Raw genomic sequence first — 16980 nt, 5'->3', positions numbered from 1 at the left:
GCGGAACTCGCTCGTCCAGACCAGTCACAACCAGTAACTCCGTGGTGACGCGCCCGCGGCGGTGGTCCAGGCCACCGCCGCCCGTTCGCATGCCTGAAAGAGCTTGTGCCGCAACGGAATTCGCGGCCAACCCTCGGTGAGCACCCGATGACCCGGCGTCCGCGCTAGGCCGTCCGGAGTATCCGAATTCCAACCTTTGTTGTGCTCCAACCAGGTGGTCCTGACGGTCGTCACACATTTGCAACACCGCAGTCCTGTGATCGGCTTCGCCGCCCCCGATAGCGTGCGTCCCATCTTTCGGACAGCCGGATAGTGGAGGGGATCATGCGTCGTTCGCGCAGGCTCTGGGGAAGTTCCGCGGTGGTGACCACGCTGGCACTGGTGCTCGCCGCCTGTGGCGGCGGGTCATCGGGTGACTCCGCGGGCGCGGGCGGGACGAACCCGGACGGCTCGGTGAGCATCTACGGCACCGAACCGGAGAACTCGCTGGTCCCCACCAACACCAACGAGCTGGGCGGCACCAAGGCGATCCAGCCGATGTTCGCCACCCTGGTCGGTTTCAAGGGAGCGGACGCACAGCCGTTCAACCTGATGGCCGACTCGATCACGACGACCGACTCCAAGGTCTACGACATCAAGATCAAGCAGGGCTGGAAGTTCCACGACGGCACCGAGGTGAAGGCGCACAACTTCATCGACGCCTGGAACTACGGCGCCTACGCCCCGAACGGGCAGCTCAACACCGACTTCTTCTCGAACATCCAGGGGTACAAGGACGTCCACCCCGCGGACGAGAACGCCAAGCCGGCCACGGACAAGATGTCCGGCCTGGTCGCCAAGGGCGACTACGAGTTCCAGGTGACGCTGGACGCGCCGTTCTCGGTGTTCTCGATCAAGGTCGGGTACACCGCGTTCGCGCCGCTGCCGGACTCGTTCTTCAAGGACCCCAAGGGCTTCGCGGCGCACCCGATCGGCAACGGCCCGATGAAGTTCGTCTCGCGGTCGCCGAACCAGGACATCAAGCTCACCCGCTTCGACGACTACAAGGGTGACGACAAGGTCAAGTTCAAGGACCTCGACATCAAGATCTACTCCAGCCAGGAGACGGCCTACCAGGACCTCCTGAGCGGGCGCCTGGACTTCATGGAGGCGCTGCCGCCGTCGGCCGTCGCGGGCGGCAAGTACAAGGCCGACCTCGGCGACCGCCTGGTCACCGGCCACCTGCTGGGCATCAGCACCATCGCCGTGCCGTACTACGTCCCGGGTTACAACAACCTCGAACTGCGCAAGGCGATCTCCATGGCGATCGACCGGGCCCAGATCACCAAGACCGTCATGAACGACACCTACGTGCCGGCCGACGGCTACATCTCGCAGGGCATCCCGGGCGCTCGCGCCGGTGTCTGCCAGTTCTGCAAGTTCGACCCGGCCGCGGCGAAGGAAGCCCTGGCGAAGTCCGGCTTCAAGGGCAAGCTGACCATCGCGTCCAACGCGGACGGCGGCCGCAAGGAACCGCTGGTCGCGGCGTGCAACAGCATCAAGAACACCCTCGGCGTCGAGTGCGACTTCGTGCCGGCCACCGACTTCGGCCAGTGGCGCAGCATCGTGAACGGCAAGAAGCTGACGGGCATGGGCCGGTCGGACTGGTCGGCGGACTACCCGTCCATCGAGGACTTCCTCAACCCGATCTACAAGACCGGCGGGTCCTCGAACGACTCCGACTACTCGAACCCGCAGGTCGACGCGGCCCTCGCCCAGGCCGACGCCACGGCGGACAAGGACGCCGCGGTCAAGCTGTACCAGCAGGCCGAGGACCTGATCGCGAAGGACCTGCCTTCGATCCCGGTGTGGGACGAGAAGGGCGTCGCGGCGAAGTCGAAGAACCTCAAGTCGGCGGGCCTGGACTTCCGCCGCATGCCGGACTACTCGTCCATCGAGGTCCTGAAGAAGTAGTGCCGCGCTGATCTGCCGCAACCACCACCACGCCGTCGTGAGTGGGAAACGGTGTTCTAACACTGTTTCCCACTCACGACGGCCGGCGCGCACTAGGAACTCGTCATGATCCGTTACGTCCTTCGACGGCTGCTCCAGCTGATCCCGGTCTTCTTCGGCACCACGTTCCTGATCTACGTGCTGGTCTGGGCCGTGCCCGGCGACCCGTTCGCCGGCAAGTGCGGGCAGACGGCCTGCCCCGCGGCGTACGTCGCCCAGATGACCGAAAAGTTCCACCTGAACGACAACCTGTTCGTCCAGTACGTCAAGTACCTCGGAAGCCTGTTCACCGGCGAGTGGGGCGAAACCTTCAACGGCACCTCGGTCGGCGAGCTCATCGCGACGTCGTACCCGATCACCCTGCGCCTGGCCGTGGTCGCGGTGGTCATCGAAGCCGTGATCGGCCTCGCCGCCGGCGTGCTGACCGGCCTGCGCGGCAAGGGTTTCCTCGACAACCTGGTGCTGGTCTCGACCACGTTCCTGATCTCGCTGCCGGTGTTCGTCACGGCGATCGTGCTGCAGCTGGTCCTGGGCACCAACGGCCTCGGCCTGATCGAGGCCAGCGTGTCGGACAACCCCAGCGTCGGCGAGCTGATCGTGCCCGGCATCGCGCTGGGCAGCCTGTCCATGGCCTACGTCGCCCGGCTGTCGAGGACGAGCATCGCCGAAAACCGCCGCGCCGACTACGTCCGGACGGCGATCGCGAAGGGCCAGCCCACCCGCCGCGTCGTCGGCGTCCACCTGCTGCGCAACTCGGTGATCCCGGTGCTGACGTTCCTCGGCACCGACCTCGGCGCCCTGATGGGCGGCGCGATCGTCACCGAAGGCGTGTTCAACATCAACGGCCTGGGCGGGCTCATCTTCCGCGGCATCCAGAACCGGGAGAGCGCCACCGTCGTCGGCGTGGTCGTCCTGCTGGTGCTGGTGTACCTGCTGATGAGCCTGATCGTCGACCTGCTCTACGCCGTTCTCGACCCGAGGATCCGCTATGACTGACCCGAACCTGGTGGGCGGCGGCGGGGCCGACGCGGCCGAGCTGTCCCGCGTCGACGACTCCGCCGCCGGCACGCAGAAACCCCGCAGCCTGTGGGCCGACGCCTGGCGCCAGCTGCGCCGCAAGCCGGCGTTCGTCGCGTCGGCGGTGATCATCCTGGTCATCGTGGTGATCGCGATCGCGCCCGGCCTGTTCAGCTCGCGCGACGCGGGGTTCAGCGATCTGGCCCACGCCAACGAAGGACCGTCCGCGGGCGCCTGGTTCGGCTACGACAACCAGGGTGCCGACGTCTACGCGCGCACGATCTACGGCACCCGCGCGTCGCTGCTGGTCGGGGTGTTCTCGACGCTGCTGACCGTCCTGTTCGGCTCGCTCATCGGCATCCTCGCCGGCTACTACGGGCGGTTCGTCGACAGCCTGCTGTCGCGCTTCGGCGACATCTTCGCCGGCCTGCCGTTCGTGCTCGGCGCGATCGTCATCCTGACGACGTTCAACGCGCCCGGCACCAACCCGGGCGCGGTCACGATCATCGTCCAGGTGGTCTGCTCGATCGCGGTGCTGAGCTGGCCGGTGGCCATGCGCATCATGCGCTCGGCGACGCTGGTGGCCAAGCAGCTCGACTACGTCAAGGCCGCGCGCGGCCTCGGCGCGAGCACCCCGCGGATCATCTTCCGGCACCTGCTGCCGAACACGCTCGCGCCGGTGCTGGTGTACGCCACCATCGCGCTCGGCGCGTTCATCGGCGCCGAGGCGACGCTGGCCTACCTCGGCATCGGCGTGCGCGCGCCGGTGATCTCGTGGGGCGTGATGATCAGCGACTCGCGGGACTACTTCCGCAGTGACCCGCACATGCTGCTGTTCCCCGGTGCCTTCGTCACCCTGACCGTGCTGGCCTTCGTGATGCTGGGTGACGGCATCCGCGACGCGCTCGATCCGAAGTCGAGGTAGATCCCCTTGTCCGACAACGAACTCCTGCTCGAAGTAGAGGATCTGCACGTCGAGTTCCGGACGTCCGACGGCGTGGCGAACGTGCTCAACGGCGTCGGCTACTCGGTGCACGCCGGGGAGACCCTGGCGGTGCTCGGCGAGTCCGGCTCCGGCAAGAGCGTCACCGCGCAGACCGTGATGGGCATCCTCGACATGCCGCCCGGCGTGATCACCGGCGGCGCCGTGCGCTGGCGCGGCGAGGACCTGCTGACCGCGTCCGACGACCGCCGCCAGGAGGTGCGCGGCAGCGAGATCGCGATGATCTTCCAGGACGCGCTCTCCGCGCTGAACCCGGTGTTCACCGTGGGGTTCCAGATCGAGGAACAGCTGCGCGTACGGCTTGGAATGTCCAAAAAGGACGCGCGCAAGCGCGCGATCGAGCTGCTGGACATCGTCCGCATCCCGGCCGCCGACCGGCGGATCAAGGACTACCCGCACCAGTTCTCCGGCGGGATGCGCCAGCGCGCGATGATCGCGATGTCGCTGGCGCTGGACCCGGACCTGCTCATCGCCGACGAGCCGACCACCGCGCTCGACGTCACCGTGCAGGCCCAGATCATGGACCTGCTGGGCGAGATCCAGGCGGAACGGCAGATGGGGCTCGTGCTCATCACGCACGACCTCGGGGTCGTCGCCGAGGTCGCGGACCGGATCGCGGTGATGTACGCGGGCCGGATCGTGGAACAGGCCGACGTCGTCGAGCTGTTCCGGGCGCCGGCCCACCCGTACACCGCCGCGCTGATGGACTCCCTGCCCCGGCTCGACCTCAAGGGACAGACGCTGGAGACCATCAAGGGCCTGCCGCCGAGCCTGCTCGACGTCCCGCCCGGCTGTCCGTTCCACCCGCGCTGCAAGCGGGCCGAAGACCGGTGCGCGACGGACGTCCCGGCGTCGCGCGGCATCGGTTTCGGCCGCACCAGCGCGTGTCACTTCGCCGAAGAGGTGGTGAACTCCCGTGCCTGACCCGATTCTCTCCGTCACCGACCTGAAGAAGTACTTCCCCGTCCGCACCGGAATTCTGTTCAAGCGCACGGTCGGCCAGGTCAAGGCGGTCGACGGCGTCTCGTTCGACCTGATGCCCGGCGAGACCCTCGGCGTCGTCGGCGAGTCCGGCTGCGGGAAGTCGACGCTGGCGCAGGTCCTGATGCGCCTGGAGGAGCCGACCGGCGGCACCGCGAAGTTCGAAGGGCGCGACATCTTTTCGATGCGCGGCAACGAACTGCGCAAGCTGCGGCGCGAGATCCAGATCGTGCTGCAGGACCCGTACACGTCGCTGAACCCGCGGATGACCGTCGGCGACATCGTCGGCGAGCCGTTCGAGATCCACACCGACGTCGCGCCGAAGGGCTCGCGGGCGAAGAAGGTGCAGGAGCTGCTGGAGGTGGTCGGGCTCAACCCCGAGCACCTCAACCGCTACCCGCACCAGTTCTCCGGCGGGCAGCGCCAGCGCATCGGCATCGCGCGGGCGCTGGCGTTGCGGCCCAAGGTGATCATCTGCGACGAGCCGGTGTCCGCATTGGACGTCTCGATCCAGGCGCAGGTGATGAACCTGCTGGGCGACCTGCAGGACGAGTTCGGGCTGTCGTACGTCTTCATCGCGCACGACCTTTCGGTGGTGCGGCACCTGTCCAACCGGGTCGCGGTGATGTACCTCGGCAAGATCGTCGAGATCGGCACGGACGAAGAGATCTACGAGCGACCGTCCCACCCGTACACCCAGGCACTGCTTTCCGCGGTGCCGGTGGCGGACCCGTCGGTGCGCGGGCAGCGGCAGATCATCCGGCTCGAGGGCGACGTCCCGAGCCCGCTGGATCCCCCGTCCGGCTGCCGGTTCCGGACACGCTGCTGGAAGGCGCAGGACCGCTGCGCCGAGGAGATCCCGGAGCTGGTGCCCCGGACCGACGGGCACTTGTCAGCATGTCACTTCGCCGAACAGAAGTCGGTTGTTCCGTAACGTACGTTTGGCCGTTGTAACCACAATGTCCGATCTATACGGTCCGAGGGGTGCGGAGCAGCAACCGCTTTCCGAGGAGGAGAAAAGTGAAGAGACCCAGGCTTCTCGCCGCGGTGCTGGTCGTCCCGTTGTTCGGGGCGATCAGCGCGGTGGCGGTCCCGGCCGCGTCGGCGCAGCCCGCGCTGGCCGGCCCGGCGACCGAGTTCACCGTGCTCGCCAAGGACGTCCAGAGCGTCGCGAGCGCGCAGAAGGCGATCCGCGACGCGGGTGGCACGGTGCTGGAAACCAACTCCGCGGTCGGCCTGATCAAGGCCAGCGCCCCGGCCACCGGCTTCACCGAGCGCGTCTCGGCGAACCGGTCCGTGTTCGGCGCGGCCAAGGCGCAGGTCATCGGCTCGGTGCCGAAGGACGGCAAGAAGGCCAAGAACAACAACGTCGAGAAGGAAGGCCGCGGCGCCGCCGCAAAGAAGGCCGCCGCGAACAAGGCCGTCGGGATGGACCCGCTGGACGACCAGCTCTGGGGCCTCAAGTCCGTCCGATCGGACCTTTCGCGCACCAAGCAGCCGGGTAGCAAGCAGGTCAAGGTCGGCATCATCGACACCGGCGTCGACGGCACGCACCCGGACATCGCGCCGAACTTCGACGCGGCCGACTCGCGCAACTTCGTCAAGGACATCCCGTTCGACGTCAACGGCGTCGAGGTCGACGGCCCGTGCGAGTTCCGCGGCTGCGTCGACCCGGTCAACCACGACGACGGCGCGCACGGCACGCACGTCGCCGGCACCATCGCCGCCGCGGCCAACGGCTTCGGCGTCTCGGGCGTCGCGCCGAACGTGACGCTGGTGAACATCCGCGCCGGCCAGGACTCGGGTTACTTCTTCCTGCAGCCGACCGTCGACGCGCTGACCTACGCCGGTGACGCCGGCATCGACGTGGTCAACATGTCGTTCTACACCGACCCGTGGCTGTACAACTGCACGGCGAACCCGGCCGACTCGGCCGCGGAACAGGCCGAGCAGCGCACGATCATCGAGGCGACGCAGCGCGCGCTGAACTACGCGCACAAGAAGGGCGTCACCATGGTGGTCGCGCTGGGCAACCAGCACACCGACCTGGGTGCGCCGCAGCCCGACACCACGAGCCCGGACTACCCGGCCAACACGACGCACCCGCGTACGGTCGACAACTCGAGCTGCCTGAGCCTGCCGGTCGAGGGCAACCACACGATCGGCGTGAGCGCGTTCGGGCCGTCGCAGGCGAAGGCGGACTACTCGAACTACGGCACCGAGCAGATCTCGGTTTCCGCGCCGGGCGGCTACTTCCGCGACGGTTTCGGCACGCCGTGGTTCCGCACGGTCGAGAACGAGATCCTCTCGACGTACCCGAAGAACGTCGCCCTCGCCGACGGCAACATCGACGAGGCGGGCAACGTGACGCCGGCCGGTGTCGCGGCGGGCGTCCAGAAGGCGACGGCGGCGGACGGCCGGGTCGGCTACTACCAGTGGCTGCAGGGCACGTCGATGGCGACCCCGCACGCGGCGGGCGTCGCGGCGCTGATCGTCTCGCAGTACGGCAAGAAGACTCACGGTGACTTCGGCCTGGACCCGGACAAGGTCCAGCGGGTCCTCGAGGGCACGGCGTCGCCGATCGCCTGCCCGGTCCCGCGCACGGTCGACTACCTGGACGAGGGTCGCGACGCCACGTTCACCGCGACCTGCCAGGGCGACCCGTCGTTCAACGGCTTCTACGGCCACGGCGCCGTAGACGCCTACACGGCGGTGACCCACGGGTCGCAGTACCTGAAGTAGTGCTTGAGCGAACGGCCCGCTTCCCTTCGGGAGGCGGGCCGTTTTCGCGTCAACCTTTCGGCGCGTTCGTGCGTGTACTCCCCGAGGCGAGGGGAGCGGGGATGGACTACGCGGGATCGACCGAGGCCGAGGTCAGAGCGGCCGGGAAGTGGCTGGCCAAGCGCGGCGTCGAGGTGGACGAGCCGACGACATTGCTGGCGCTGCGGCTGGGCGCCCGCGCCGGCGCGCGTCCGCCGGGGTACTGGCGGTGGGCCATCCTGCTGATGGTCGTGGCCGTGGCCGGCACCTTCGCCCTGGGATTCCTGCCGCACGCCCTCGGCCTCCACTATTCCGACATGCCCGAAGGCCGCACGTTCTTCGCGCTGTACGCCACCATGGTGGTCGGTTTCCGGCTCGCGGTCCGGGGAGCCGACCGGCGGGCCGCGGCGCACCTGGCGGGACGGGGGATCCACCGGCCCCGGCCGGCTTGGCGAGCCGCGCTGTGCGGCTGGAACGTGGCCGCCATGGTGGTCACCTTCGGCGGTGGCGCCGTGCTCGCCGTCGTGATGGCCGTGACGACGTCGAAGCCGATCTGGGCGCTGAGCTGGCTCGCCCTCCTGGCACTCGGGGCGATCGTGGTGGCGGTGATCGTCACCGACGTGCTGCGAAGTCCCGTCATCGCCGAAGACGAAGCCTCCCTCGCGGTCGACAGCCTGCTACGCCGCGACGACCAGTTCCTCGCCCTCCCGGCTCTGTTCGCGTACCCGGCGGTCTTCGACCCGCTGCTCTCCGGCGGGCAGCCACGCGAGTTCACGCCGTGGCTGGCCGGCTACTTCGCCCTCGCGGTGGCGACCCAGGCGATCGGCTTCGCCGTGCAGTACCGGCACCGAAAGCTCCCGGCGGGCGACTACGGCACCTTGGCGGCGGCCCGATGATCACGGAGGCCGAGGTCGGAGCGGCCAGGAAGTGGCTGGCCAAGCGCGGTGTCGAGGCGGAAGAGCCAACGACCCTGCTGGCCCTGCGGCTGGGCGCCCGCGGCGGCGCGCGCCCGCCGGCGTACTGGGCTTGGTTCGTGGTGCTGGCGGCGGCGTTGCTGCTGGGGGACTTCGTTCTCGTGCTCCTGCCCGTCCTCCTCGGCGTGGCCCGGGCCGACCGGTTCACCGGCAGCTGGGTGTTCCCGATGTGCGTCAGCTTTGTGCTGCTCGGGTGGCTCCCGGTGCGGCGGGCGGACAGGCGGGCGGCGGTCTCGCTGGGCGGCCGGCGCCTGGACGTGCCACGGCCGTCGTGGCGGGAGTCGATGAACGGCTGGTACCGGGCGTCGGTGGTGATCACCTTCGGTGGTGGTGCGGTCGTGGCGGTCGCGCTGTGCGTGGCGACGTCCCGGTGGCTCTGGGCCCTGACCTGGCTGGTCCTGCTGGCCCTCAGCGCGATCGTGGTGGCCGTGGTCCTGAACGCCGTGCTCCGGCGGCCGGTCATCGCCGAGGACGACACGTCGCTGAGGATCGACGCGGTGCTGCGCGCCGAAGACCCGTTCGTCGTCATGCCCGCGTTGTTCGCACTGCCGGTGCTCATCGACCCCGTGCTGTCGGGCTGGTCGTTCACGCCGTGGCTGGTCGGCTACGTCGTGCTCGCTTTCGCGACCCTGTTCATCGGCCGCTACGTGCAGTACCGGCACCGAAAGCTCCCGGCGGGCGACTACGGCACCTCGGTGGTGGCCCGATGATCATGGTGACCGCCGCGGAGCAGGACGAAGCCCGGCGCTGGCTGGCCCGGCGCGGCCACCCGGCCGGCCGGCCGACGCCGTTGGTGGCCGTTCTGATCGGGACGAGACAGGCGTTCCGCGGCCGCGGCATGGTCCGGTACTTCGTGTACGTGCTGCTCGCCTGCGGTGCCGGAGCGGGTTACGCATCGCTGTTCGGCTCAGGGGGCACCCAGAGCTGGCCCGTGTACTTCTTCGTCTTCGCGATGTCGCTCTCGAGCTGGGACACCGTGCGCCTTCGTGAGCGGGACTTCCAGGACGACGTCGCCGCTCCGCACCCGCCGGATCCGTGGTGGCGCGTCCTGGGTGGCTGGTACCTCGCGTCCCTCGTGCTCGTGTTCGGCGGCGGGGTCGCGCTCGCCGGCGCGATCTACTTCGGCACTCCGGCCCGGACGTACGCGGTGAGCTGGCTCGTGCTGCTCACCCTGAGCGCGGTCGTCGTCGGCTGGGTCCTGATCGGCTTGCTCCGGCGCCCGCTCCTCGCCGAAGACACCGCGTCCCTGGCGGTTGCCCGCGCGCTGCGCGCCGAGGCGCTGTACGCCGCGTCGCCGGCGATGGTGGTCGTCCCGCTGGTGCTGGACTTCCTGCTGCACCGCGTGCCGCCGGGCTTCACCCCGTGGCTGGGCGCGTACTTCGCGGCGGGTGTGCTGCTCCAGATCATCGGCTACGCCGTGCACTGGAGCCGCCACCGCACCCTGCCGCCGGGCCACTACGGCACACTGCCGGTGCCGGATCCGGGCACCCCGGTCGACTGGTCACCTCCGAAGGAGGCATGACGGTGGGTAGTCCGCCGATCGGACAGAGAGGAAGGCCGGCTTTGCGGACCGTTCCCGGACGGCTGCCGCTCGTCCTGAACCGGAAGTTCCCCCTGGGGAAGTACCCGGACGGCTCGACCGGCGCCGAGAGCGTGCTCCTCGGCGGGACCGGCCGCGAGTCCGCGGCCCCGGTCTTCGCCACGTGATCGACGCGGCGGGCTACGACCACGGCCTCGGTGAAGCCCGGGCGGCCCTCGCCGCCGGCACCGGGCTCGACGACGTGCTCGTCGTGCTCCGCCGTCAGGGGTTCTCGCAGGTGGACAGCATCCGGGCGGTCCGCGCGCTGACCGGTGCGTCCCTGGCCGAGGCGAAGGAGACCGTCGACGCCAGCCCGGCCTGGGCGGACCTGCGGAAGAGCCACGAAGACCTCCAGCGGGCCTTCGTCCTCGAGCTGACCGACGGCCCGGTCGCCGAGCGCCTGCGCGGTCGGAAGCTGGCGGGCGCGCGGTACCTCGGCGGTGCGAACCCGGCGACCGGCCCGGTGCGGGAGGTCGCGCACGGCGTCGCCCTCGATTTCGCAGGCGGGGGTGGGCTGCTCGCACGGTGGGAGAGGGCCGGGGAGCGGGAGTCCCTGGTGCTCGGCGATCCCGAGCCCGCCGGGGACCAGGTCGACGTCTCCGCCACTCCGGAATGGCAGCCACTGCTGGGCCGGACGATCGAGCACGTCGGCGTCGCCTGGCACGAGGCGGGCGAGCACGCGGACCGCTGCGCCGTGCGGCTCGAGTTCGACGACGGCTCGAGTGTCGTGCTCGCGCTCGGCGAGATCCGGGACGGCGTCGCGACCTACGCGCCGACGTCCGTGGTCGTCTTCTTCGACGCGGATCTCGCCCGCGCCTACGACCCGGCGGGCGACGGCACGTCGGCCTGGGGCGACGACATCCTCTGACCGTGGGGCCGGCGCGCACGCCGGCCCCACGCGCTCAGCGGTTCGAGGCCTTCTTGACGAACTTCGCCAGGTCCTTCGACTGCTGCACCCGGCTCGCCTCGTGGACGTACATCATGTGCCCGGCCGGGTAGTACGCCGTGTCGATGTTGTCGCGCAGCTCCTCCGGGATCTGCAGGTGCGCCAGCACGTGTTCGGACGCGAAGTAGGCCGTTGCGCCGTCGTAGTGGCCGAACGCCACGTGGACCTGCAGGTGCGGGTTGGCGCGCATCGCCGCGCTCACCGAGTCGACCACCGAGACCGACCGGCCTTCGAACTCCTTGTACGACCACGCCTTGAACGTGTCCTCGTGGATCAGCTCGTACGGCAGGTCGTTCTCGTACCCGAGCTCCGCCCGCACGTAGTGGTTGAACGCCGCCGCGTACGCGCCGATGATCCGGGAGATCGACGGGTCGTCGCTCATGTGCTCGCGGCCGCCGTCCGGCTCCCACGTCGTGAACCGGCCGTCCATCCGGCCGACCGTCAGGCCGCGGTCGCGCAGCAGCTCGGTGAAGAACCGGACGTGCTCGATCCGCAGGTTCACCCGGTCCACATAGGACTCGGTCAGCCCGGTCAGCGACGCCAGCGTGGCCACCGCGTCGGCCCGGTCCTGTGTGGACAGCCGGGCGCCGCGCGCCAGCGCCCACGGCAGGTCCTTCGCCGCGAAGTCCTCGGCGTCGGCGAGCACGTCGTCGAGCGGGCGCTCGCCGTGCAGGCCGTGGTAGTGCGCGATCGCCGCGTACGTCGGCACGTACAGCGTGTACGGCAGGTCGTTGCCCTCGGTGAACTGCAGCGTGCCCAGGTCGAGCACCGACGAGATCAGCAGCAGGCCGTTGAGGTAGAGGCCGTGGCGGTCCTGCAGGTGCGCGGCCAGCCCGGCGGCGCGCAGCGTGCCGTACGACTCGCCGGCCAGGAACTTCGGCGACAGCCAGCGCTCGTGGCGCGAAACCCAGAGCCGGATGATCTCGCCGACCGACTCGATGTCGCCCTTGAAGCCGTGGAAGTCCTTGGTCTCGCCGCCTTCGGCCGCGCGCGAGTAGCCGGTCGACACCGGGTCGATGAACACCAGGTCGCTGTGCACCAGCAGGGTCTCGGGGTTGTCGTCCAGCCCGTACGGCGGCGGCACGAGGTCGTCGACGTCGCCCGAGAGCACGCGCCGCGGCCCGAGCAGCCCCATGTGCAGCCAGATGCTCGACGAGCCGGGCCCGCCGTTGAAGGCGAACGTCACCGGCCGCGAGCCGGGGTCGGCGTCGTCGAGGGTGTAGGAGGTGATGAAGACCTCCGCCTTCGGCTTGACCCCCTCGGACTTGCCGTCCTTCACGACCTCCTTGCGGAGGACGATCCGCCCGGCTTTCGCCGTGTAGGCCAGCTTCTTCCGCTTCACGGTCAGCGTGTGCTGGGTCGTGACGATGTCGTCGGCCGGCTCGGCCGGGATCTCGGTCGCTTCCGGGGCCGTCTTCTCGGTGGCCTCTTCGGGGGTCGTGTCCGCCATGGCTCCAACCTAGTTGTGGCAGGGTGACCTGGTGCACACCGGGGACTGGCCGACGACCATCGCCGCCGCGCTCGCCGTGCAGGAACGGCTGCGCGGCCTGGTCGACGTCACCGACGACTGCCCCGAGCTGCCGCCGACGGTGACCGGGCTCGACGTCGCCTACGACGCCGCCGACGGGATCGCCGCCGCCGTCGTCACGCTGGAGACCGCCGGGCTGACCGTGGTGGAGGAGCGGACGGTCCGCGCGAAGGCCGTCTTCCCGTACGAGCCGGGGCTGTTCGCCTTCCGCGAGCTGCCGCCGCTGCTGGACGCGCTCGAGCGGCTGGACCACGAGCCCGACGTCCTGGTCTGCGACGGCCACGGCCTCGCCCACCCGCGTCGCTTCGGCCTCGCCTGCCACCTGGGCGTGCTGACCGGGCGCCCCGCGTTCGGCGTCGGCAAGACCCGGTTCGTTGGCTCGCACGAAGACCCGCCGGCGGCCCGCGGCTCGTCGGTGCCGCTGGTCGACGCCGGGGAAGAGGTCGGCGCGGTGCTGCGCACCCAGGACGGCGTCAAGCCGGTGTACGTCTCGGCCGGGCACCGCATCGACCTGGCCCACGCCTGCCGGCTGACCCTGGCGCTCGCCCCGCGCTACCGGCTGCCGGAGACGACGCGGCAGGCCGACCGGCTGTCCCGGGTGGCGCTGCGATGAGGACGCTCGCCGAGCTGGACGCCGCCGTCTCCGGGTGCCGGGCGTGTCCTCGGCTGGTCGAGTGGCGCGAAGGCGTCGCGGGCACGAAGGCGGCGTTCCGCGGCGAGGAGTACTGGGCGCGGCCGGTGCCGGGCTTCGGGCCGGCGGACGCCACGCTCGCCGTGGTCGGGCTGGCGCCGTCGGCGCACGGCGCGAACCGCACCGGCCGGATGTTCACCGGCGACCCGTCGGGCGACTTCCTCTTCCGGGTGCTGCACGAAGTGGGCCTCGCGTCGCAGCCGACGTCGACCGCGATCGGCGACGGCCTCGAGCTGTACGGCACCCGGCTCGTCTCGCCGGTGCGCTGCGCCCCGCCCGAGAACAAACCGACGCCGGCCGAGCGCGACACGTGCCGGGCGTGGCTCGCGGAGGAGCTGACGCTGTTACGTCCGACACTGCGCTCGATCGTGGTGCTCGGCGCGTTCGGCTGGCAGGCGTTACTGCCCGTGCTCGCCGCGGCCGGCTGGCCGGTGCCGTCGCCGCGTCCCGCGTTCGGGCACGGCACGGTCCTGAAGCTCGGCGACCTGCGTATTTTCGGCTGCTATCACGTATCGCCGCGCAATGTCCAGACCGGGCTCCTGACCCACACGATGGTGGCGGACGTCTTCCGCGCCGCGACCTCGGTGACGGCCTCGGACTGAATCGTTACGGAAGGTGCAGCGACGCTGGTCACAGCCGGATGGGGTCCCCGCGCAAGGTCCGTGTGAAGGTGCCACTATGAGGTCATGGCTGCTGCGAAGTCGAAGTCGGAACCGACTCGGATCCTCGTCCTCGGTGGTGGGTACGTCGGGCTCTACACGGCGTACGGCCTCCAGAAGATGCTCCGGGCCAACGAGGCCTCCGTGACCGTCGTTGACCCGCAGCCCCACATGACCTACGCGCCGTTCCTCCCGGAGGCCGCGGCCGGCGCGATCGAACCCCGTCACGTCGTGGTGCCGCTGCGCCGCGTGCTGAAGCGCTGCCACGTGCTGACCGCGCGCGTCACCAAGATCGAGAACGACAAGAAGTCCGTGACGGTCGAAGCCGCCGACGGCCACATCGAGCAGCTCGGCTACGACGTCCTCGTGGTCGCGCTCGGCGCCGTCGCCCGCATCCTGCCGATCCCGGGCCTGGTCGAGCAGGGCATCGCCTTCAAGACCATCGGCGAGGCGATCTACCTCCGCAACCACATCATGACCAAGCTCGACGAGGCGGCCAGCACGCTCGACCCCGAGCTGCGCAAGCGCCTGCTGACGTTCACCGTCGTCGGCGGCGGGTTCGCCGGCATCGAGGCGCTGGCCGAGCTCGAGGACATGACCCGGTTCGCGGTCGAGAACTACTACCCGAACATCCAGGCATCGGACGTCCGCTGGGTGCTCGTCGAGGCCGCCGGGCGCATCCTGCCCGAGGTCCGCGAGACGCTCGGCGTGTACACGGTCGAGCAGCTGGAGAAGCGCGGCATCGAGGTCTACCTGTCGACCGCGGCGAAGTCGTTCGAAAACGGCCACGTCGTGCTTTCGGACGGCACGGAGTTCGACACCGACACGCTCATCTGGACCGCGGGCGTGAAGGCCAACCCGGTGCTGGCCAACTCGGACCTGCCGCTGGACAAGCGCGGCCGCGTCGAGGCGACGGCCGCCATGCAGGTCGTCGGTCACCCGGAGGTGTGGACCGCGGGCGACAACGCCGCGATCCCGGACCTCTCGCGCACCGAAGAGGACCCGACGGCCACCTGCCCGCCGAACGCCCAGCACGCGGTCCGCCAGGCGACGCTGCTGGCGAAGAACATCATCAAGGTGATCCGCGGCGGCAAGCCGAAGGACTACTACCACAAGAACCTCGGCGCGGTGGCCAGCCTGGGCCTGCACAAGGGCGTCGCCGACGCGCTGAACCTGAAGATCAAGGGCTTCCCGGCCTGGCTCTTCCACCGCGCGTACCACCTCAAGGCGATGCCGACCTGGAACCGCAAGATCCGCATCCTGTTCGACTGGATCCTGGGCGGCCTGTTCCGCCGCGAGGTCATCTCGCTGGGCCAGATCAACAACCCGAAGGACGAGTTCGCGCGCGTCTCGAAGTCCTGACGTCTCACGTTTCGCCGAAGGCCTCCCGCACTCGTGTGGGAGGCCTTTCGCGTTCAGGCGCCCGGCTTGTCGTCCAGCCCTTCGGTCGAGAAACGGACTCGATCGCCCCTGATGAGATCCGTCATGATGGTCCATTTGTCGATGGTCAACGCCACGACGTGCTCGGGTAGCGCCGAATCTTCGTTTCGAGATCCGCCCGGATCGCGCGCCGGGCGGCCACCGCGATCTCTTCGAGGCTTCAGCCCTTCGTCACGACCGCCAGCTTGTCGGCCAGCGGGTGAGCCGTGAGGCCTCGAAGCTCCTATTCGGGCCAGGCTTCCGCAGGAACACCGGAGTGAGCACAACCAGACCGTTCTCCTTCCGTGTTCCCAGCCTCATCTTGCCGGTCCGCTGTGCTCCGCCACGAGCCGCGTGACCTGGACCTCGTGGTGCACGAGGGGCGCGGCCGACGCGTCCACCGTGTAGCCGACCACCCCGCCGCCGATGATCGCGCCCGCCGTGAACGCCCACGCGACCGTCCGGACCGCCAGCCCTGCCTTGCAGTGGATCTGCATCGCCGTCACTTCCCGTCAGATTGACGATTATTGCCCCGACGTCGACGTTAGCCGCGTCCGGCAATTAGTGTCAAGGTGACGATTAGGAGCGGCTGCGGAGCATTGCCGGGTGGAGCACGGTCGCCGGGCCCCGGCGGTACAGTGCGGCCGGGCGGCCCGGCTGGCGGGAGACGCGCTCGCCGGTCGGGACGAGAAACCCTTCCACGCCGATGATCTTCCGGTGGAAGTTGCGCGGGTCGAGCTCCTCGCCCCACACGATCTCGTAGACATCGCGCAGGTCGGTCATCGTGAACTCCGGCGCGCAGAAGGCGGCCGCGAGCGTGGTGTACTCGAGCTTGCTGCGGGTGCGCTCCACCGCGTCGGCGATGATCTTCTTGTGGTCGAAGGCGATCTGGGTCCGCGGGCGGAGCGCTTTCTCGACCGGCACCAGGACGGCCGCTCGTGCGTCGCCGCCGGCGGTCGGGGTCGGCAGGCGTGGTGAGAACGCGACGTAGCAAACGGTGATCACCCGTTGCCGCGGGTCACGGCCGGGTGCGCCATAGGTCCGCAGCTGCTCCAGGTGTAACGCTTTCGCCTCCAGGCCCGTCTCTTCGGACAGCTCACGCGCGGCAGCGTGATCGAGATCTTCGGACGTCGAGGCGAGGAAGCCGCCGGGGAGAGCCAGTACGCCCTCGTACGGTGGAATCCCGCGTTTGACCAGCATGATCTGCAGGGAACCGTCGTGCACGGTCAAGACGGCCAGGTCGACGGCGAGCGCGACTTCGGGAATCGACCACTCCGGTCCGTCAGACATGTGTGACAGCCGATGGATCGGCCGCGACGGAAGTGTCCATAGTGCACAGTGTAGCGGCGCGGCGAATATTCGTCTTATTGACGAGAATCGGCCGGTGGGGTTACCGTGCACCCTGCAATCGGCAGATTGCGCAGGCCAGAG

Annotated in this window: 17 protein-coding genes; 14 read left to right on the top strand and 3 right to left on the bottom strand. The window is 69.5% G+C overall.

Annotation, left to right across the window (positions count from 1 at the left end):
* Window positions 1–324 precede the first annotated feature (324 nt).
* From VA596_RS03750 to VA596_RS03700, 11 genes are all read left to right on the top strand, one after another.
* Complete coding sequence (locus VA596_RS03750; RefSeq protein WP_323323620.1) at window positions 325–1953, top strand: peptide ABC transporter substrate-binding protein; 1629 nt, start codon at window positions 325–327, stop codon at window positions 1951–1953.
* A gap of 105 nt (window positions 1954–2058) precedes the next feature.
* Window positions 2059–2988 (top strand): ABC transporter permease, encoded by a 930-nt coding sequence (locus VA596_RS03745; RefSeq protein ID WP_323323619.1) that lies wholly within the window; start codon window positions 2059–2061, stop codon window positions 2986–2988.
* Window positions 2981–3934, top strand: a complete 954-nt coding sequence (locus VA596_RS03740; protein WP_323323617.1) for an ABC transporter permease — start codon at window positions 2981–2983, stop codon at window positions 3932–3934. Before VA596_RS03745 ends, VA596_RS03740 begins: the two co-directional genes overlap by 8 nt.
* Window positions 3935–3940: 6 nt before the next feature.
* Window positions 3941–4936 (top strand): ABC transporter ATP-binding protein, encoded by a 996-nt coding sequence (locus tag VA596_RS03735; RefSeq protein ID WP_323323615.1) that lies wholly within the window; start codon window positions 3941–3943, stop codon window positions 4934–4936.
* Window positions 4929–5927, top strand: a complete 999-nt coding sequence (locus VA596_RS03730; RefSeq protein ID WP_323323613.1) for an ABC transporter ATP-binding protein — start codon at window positions 4929–4931, stop codon at window positions 5925–5927. Before VA596_RS03735 ends, VA596_RS03730 begins: the two co-directional genes overlap by 8 nt.
* Window positions 5928–6013: 86 nt before the next feature.
* Window positions 6014–7735 (top strand): S8 family serine peptidase, encoded by a 1722-nt coding sequence (locus VA596_RS03725; RefSeq protein WP_323323611.1) that lies wholly within the window; start codon window positions 6014–6016, stop codon window positions 7733–7735.
* Window positions 7736–7836: 101 nt separating this feature from the next.
* The gene (locus VA596_RS03720; RefSeq protein ID WP_323323609.1) at window positions 7837–8649 is read left to right on the top strand and encodes a hypothetical protein; all 813 of its coding nucleotides are present in this window, start codon (window positions 7837–7839) and stop codon (window positions 8647–8649) included.
* Entirely contained in the window at window positions 8646–9437 is a 792-nt protein-coding gene (locus VA596_RS03715; protein ID WP_323323607.1) for a hypothetical protein, read from the top strand. Before VA596_RS03720 ends, VA596_RS03715 begins: the two co-directional genes overlap by 4 nt.
* Window positions 9434–10249 (top strand): hypothetical protein, encoded by an 816-nt coding sequence (locus VA596_RS03710; RefSeq protein ID WP_323323604.1) that lies wholly within the window; start codon window positions 9434–9436, stop codon window positions 10247–10249. Before VA596_RS03715 ends, VA596_RS03710 begins: the two co-directional genes overlap by 4 nt.
* A 41-nt stretch (window positions 10250–10290) precedes the next feature.
* Complete coding sequence (locus tag VA596_RS03705; protein WP_323323602.1) at window positions 10291–10434, top strand: hypothetical protein; 144 nt, start codon at window positions 10291–10293, stop codon at window positions 10432–10434.
* The gene (locus tag VA596_RS03700) at window positions 10431–11174 is read left to right on the top strand and encodes a hypothetical protein (RefSeq protein ID WP_323323600.1); all 744 of its coding nucleotides are present in this window, start codon (window positions 10431–10433) and stop codon (window positions 11172–11174) included. Before VA596_RS03705 ends, VA596_RS03700 begins: the two co-directional genes overlap by 4 nt.
* A gap of 34 nt (window positions 11175–11208) precedes the next feature.
* Here the strand turns inward: VA596_RS03700 and VA596_RS03695 are convergent, their stop codons facing one another.
* Window positions 11209–12702, bottom strand: a complete 1494-nt coding sequence (locus tag VA596_RS03695) for a S10 family peptidase (protein ID WP_323323598.1) — start codon at window positions 12700–12702, stop codon at window positions 11209–11211.
* 31 nt (window positions 12703–12733) lie between these two features.
* Between VA596_RS03695 and VA596_RS03690 the strand changes: the two genes are divergently transcribed.
* The 3 genes from VA596_RS03690 (at window position 12734) to VA596_RS03680 (ending at window position 15492) form a co-directional block, all read left to right on the top strand.
* Complete coding sequence (locus tag VA596_RS03690) at window positions 12734–13393, top strand: endonuclease V (RefSeq protein ID WP_323323596.1); 660 nt, start codon at window positions 12734–12736, stop codon at window positions 13391–13393.
* A complete protein-coding gene (locus tag VA596_RS03685) occupies window positions 13390–14073 on the top strand; it encodes a uracil-DNA glycosylase (RefSeq protein WP_323323594.1) in 684 nt (227 codons plus the stop codon). The genes VA596_RS03690 and VA596_RS03685 overlap by 4 nt, the downstream gene beginning before the upstream one ends.
* A gap of 84 nt (window positions 14074–14157) precedes the next feature.
* Window positions 14158–15492, top strand: a complete 1335-nt coding sequence (locus VA596_RS03680) for an NAD(P)/FAD-dependent oxidoreductase (protein ID WP_323323592.1) — start codon at window positions 14158–14160, stop codon at window positions 15490–15492.
* A gap of 374 nt (window positions 15493–15866) precedes the next feature.
* On the opposite strand, the gene VA596_RS03675 is transcribed toward VA596_RS03680, so the two are convergent.
* Window positions 15867–16055, bottom strand: coding sequence for a hypothetical protein (locus tag VA596_RS03675; RefSeq protein ID WP_323323590.1), 189 nt, complete (start codon window positions 16053–16055; stop codon window positions 15867–15869).
* 73 nt (window positions 16056–16128) lie between these two features.
* Window positions 16129–16839, bottom strand: a complete 711-nt coding sequence (locus tag VA596_RS03670) for an NUDIX hydrolase (RefSeq protein ID WP_323323588.1) — start codon at window positions 16837–16839, stop codon at window positions 16129–16131.
* Between the last annotated feature and the right edge of the window lie 141 nt (window positions 16840–16980).

Source organism: Amycolatopsis heterodermiae, assembly GCF_034929455.1.
Classification (GTDB): Bacteria; Actinomycetota; Actinomycetes; order Mycobacteriales; family Pseudonocardiaceae; genus Amycolatopsis; species Amycolatopsis heterodermiae.
Note: the sequence above shows the minus strand (reverse complement) of the source record. Positions and strands in the feature narration are given on the sequence as shown.

Bases quoted from the DNA above. Each gene is read 5' to 3' on its own strand.
- VA596_RS03750 (WP_323323620.1), top strand. From the start codon at position 325: ATGCGTCGTTCGCGCAGGCTCTGGGGAAGTTCCGCGGTGGTGACCACG.
- VA596_RS03745 (WP_323323619.1), top strand. From the start codon at position 2,059: ATGATCCGTTACGTCCTTCGACGGCTGCTCCAGCTGATCCCGGTCTTC.
- VA596_RS03740 (WP_323323617.1), top strand. From the start codon at position 2,981: ATGACTGACCCGAACCTGGTGGGCGGCGGCGGGGCCGACGCGGCCGAG.
- VA596_RS03720 (WP_323323609.1), top strand. From the start codon at position 7,837: ATGGACTACGCGGGATCGACCGAGGCCGAGGTCAGAGCGGCCGGGAAG.
- VA596_RS03715 (WP_323323607.1), top strand. From the start codon at position 8,646: ATGATCACGGAGGCCGAGGTCGGAGCGGCCAGGAAGTGGCTGGCCAAG.
- VA596_RS03710 (WP_323323604.1), top strand. From the start codon at position 9,434: ATGATCATGGTGACCGCCGCGGAGCAGGACGAAGCCCGGCGCTGGCTG.
- VA596_RS03695 (WP_323323598.1), bottom strand. From the start codon at position 12,702: ATGGCGGACACGACCCCCGAAGAGGCCACCGAGAAGACGGCCCCGGAA.
- VA596_RS03685 (WP_323323594.1), top strand. From the start codon at position 13,390: ATGAGGACGCTCGCCGAGCTGGACGCCGCCGTCTCCGGGTGCCGGGCG.
- VA596_RS03680 (WP_323323592.1), top strand. From the start codon at position 14,158: ATGGCTGCTGCGAAGTCGAAGTCGGAACCGACTCGGATCCTCGTCCTC.
- VA596_RS03670 (WP_323323588.1), bottom strand. From the start codon at position 16,839: ATGTCTGACGGACCGGAGTGGTCGATTCCCGAAGTCGCGCTCGCCGTC.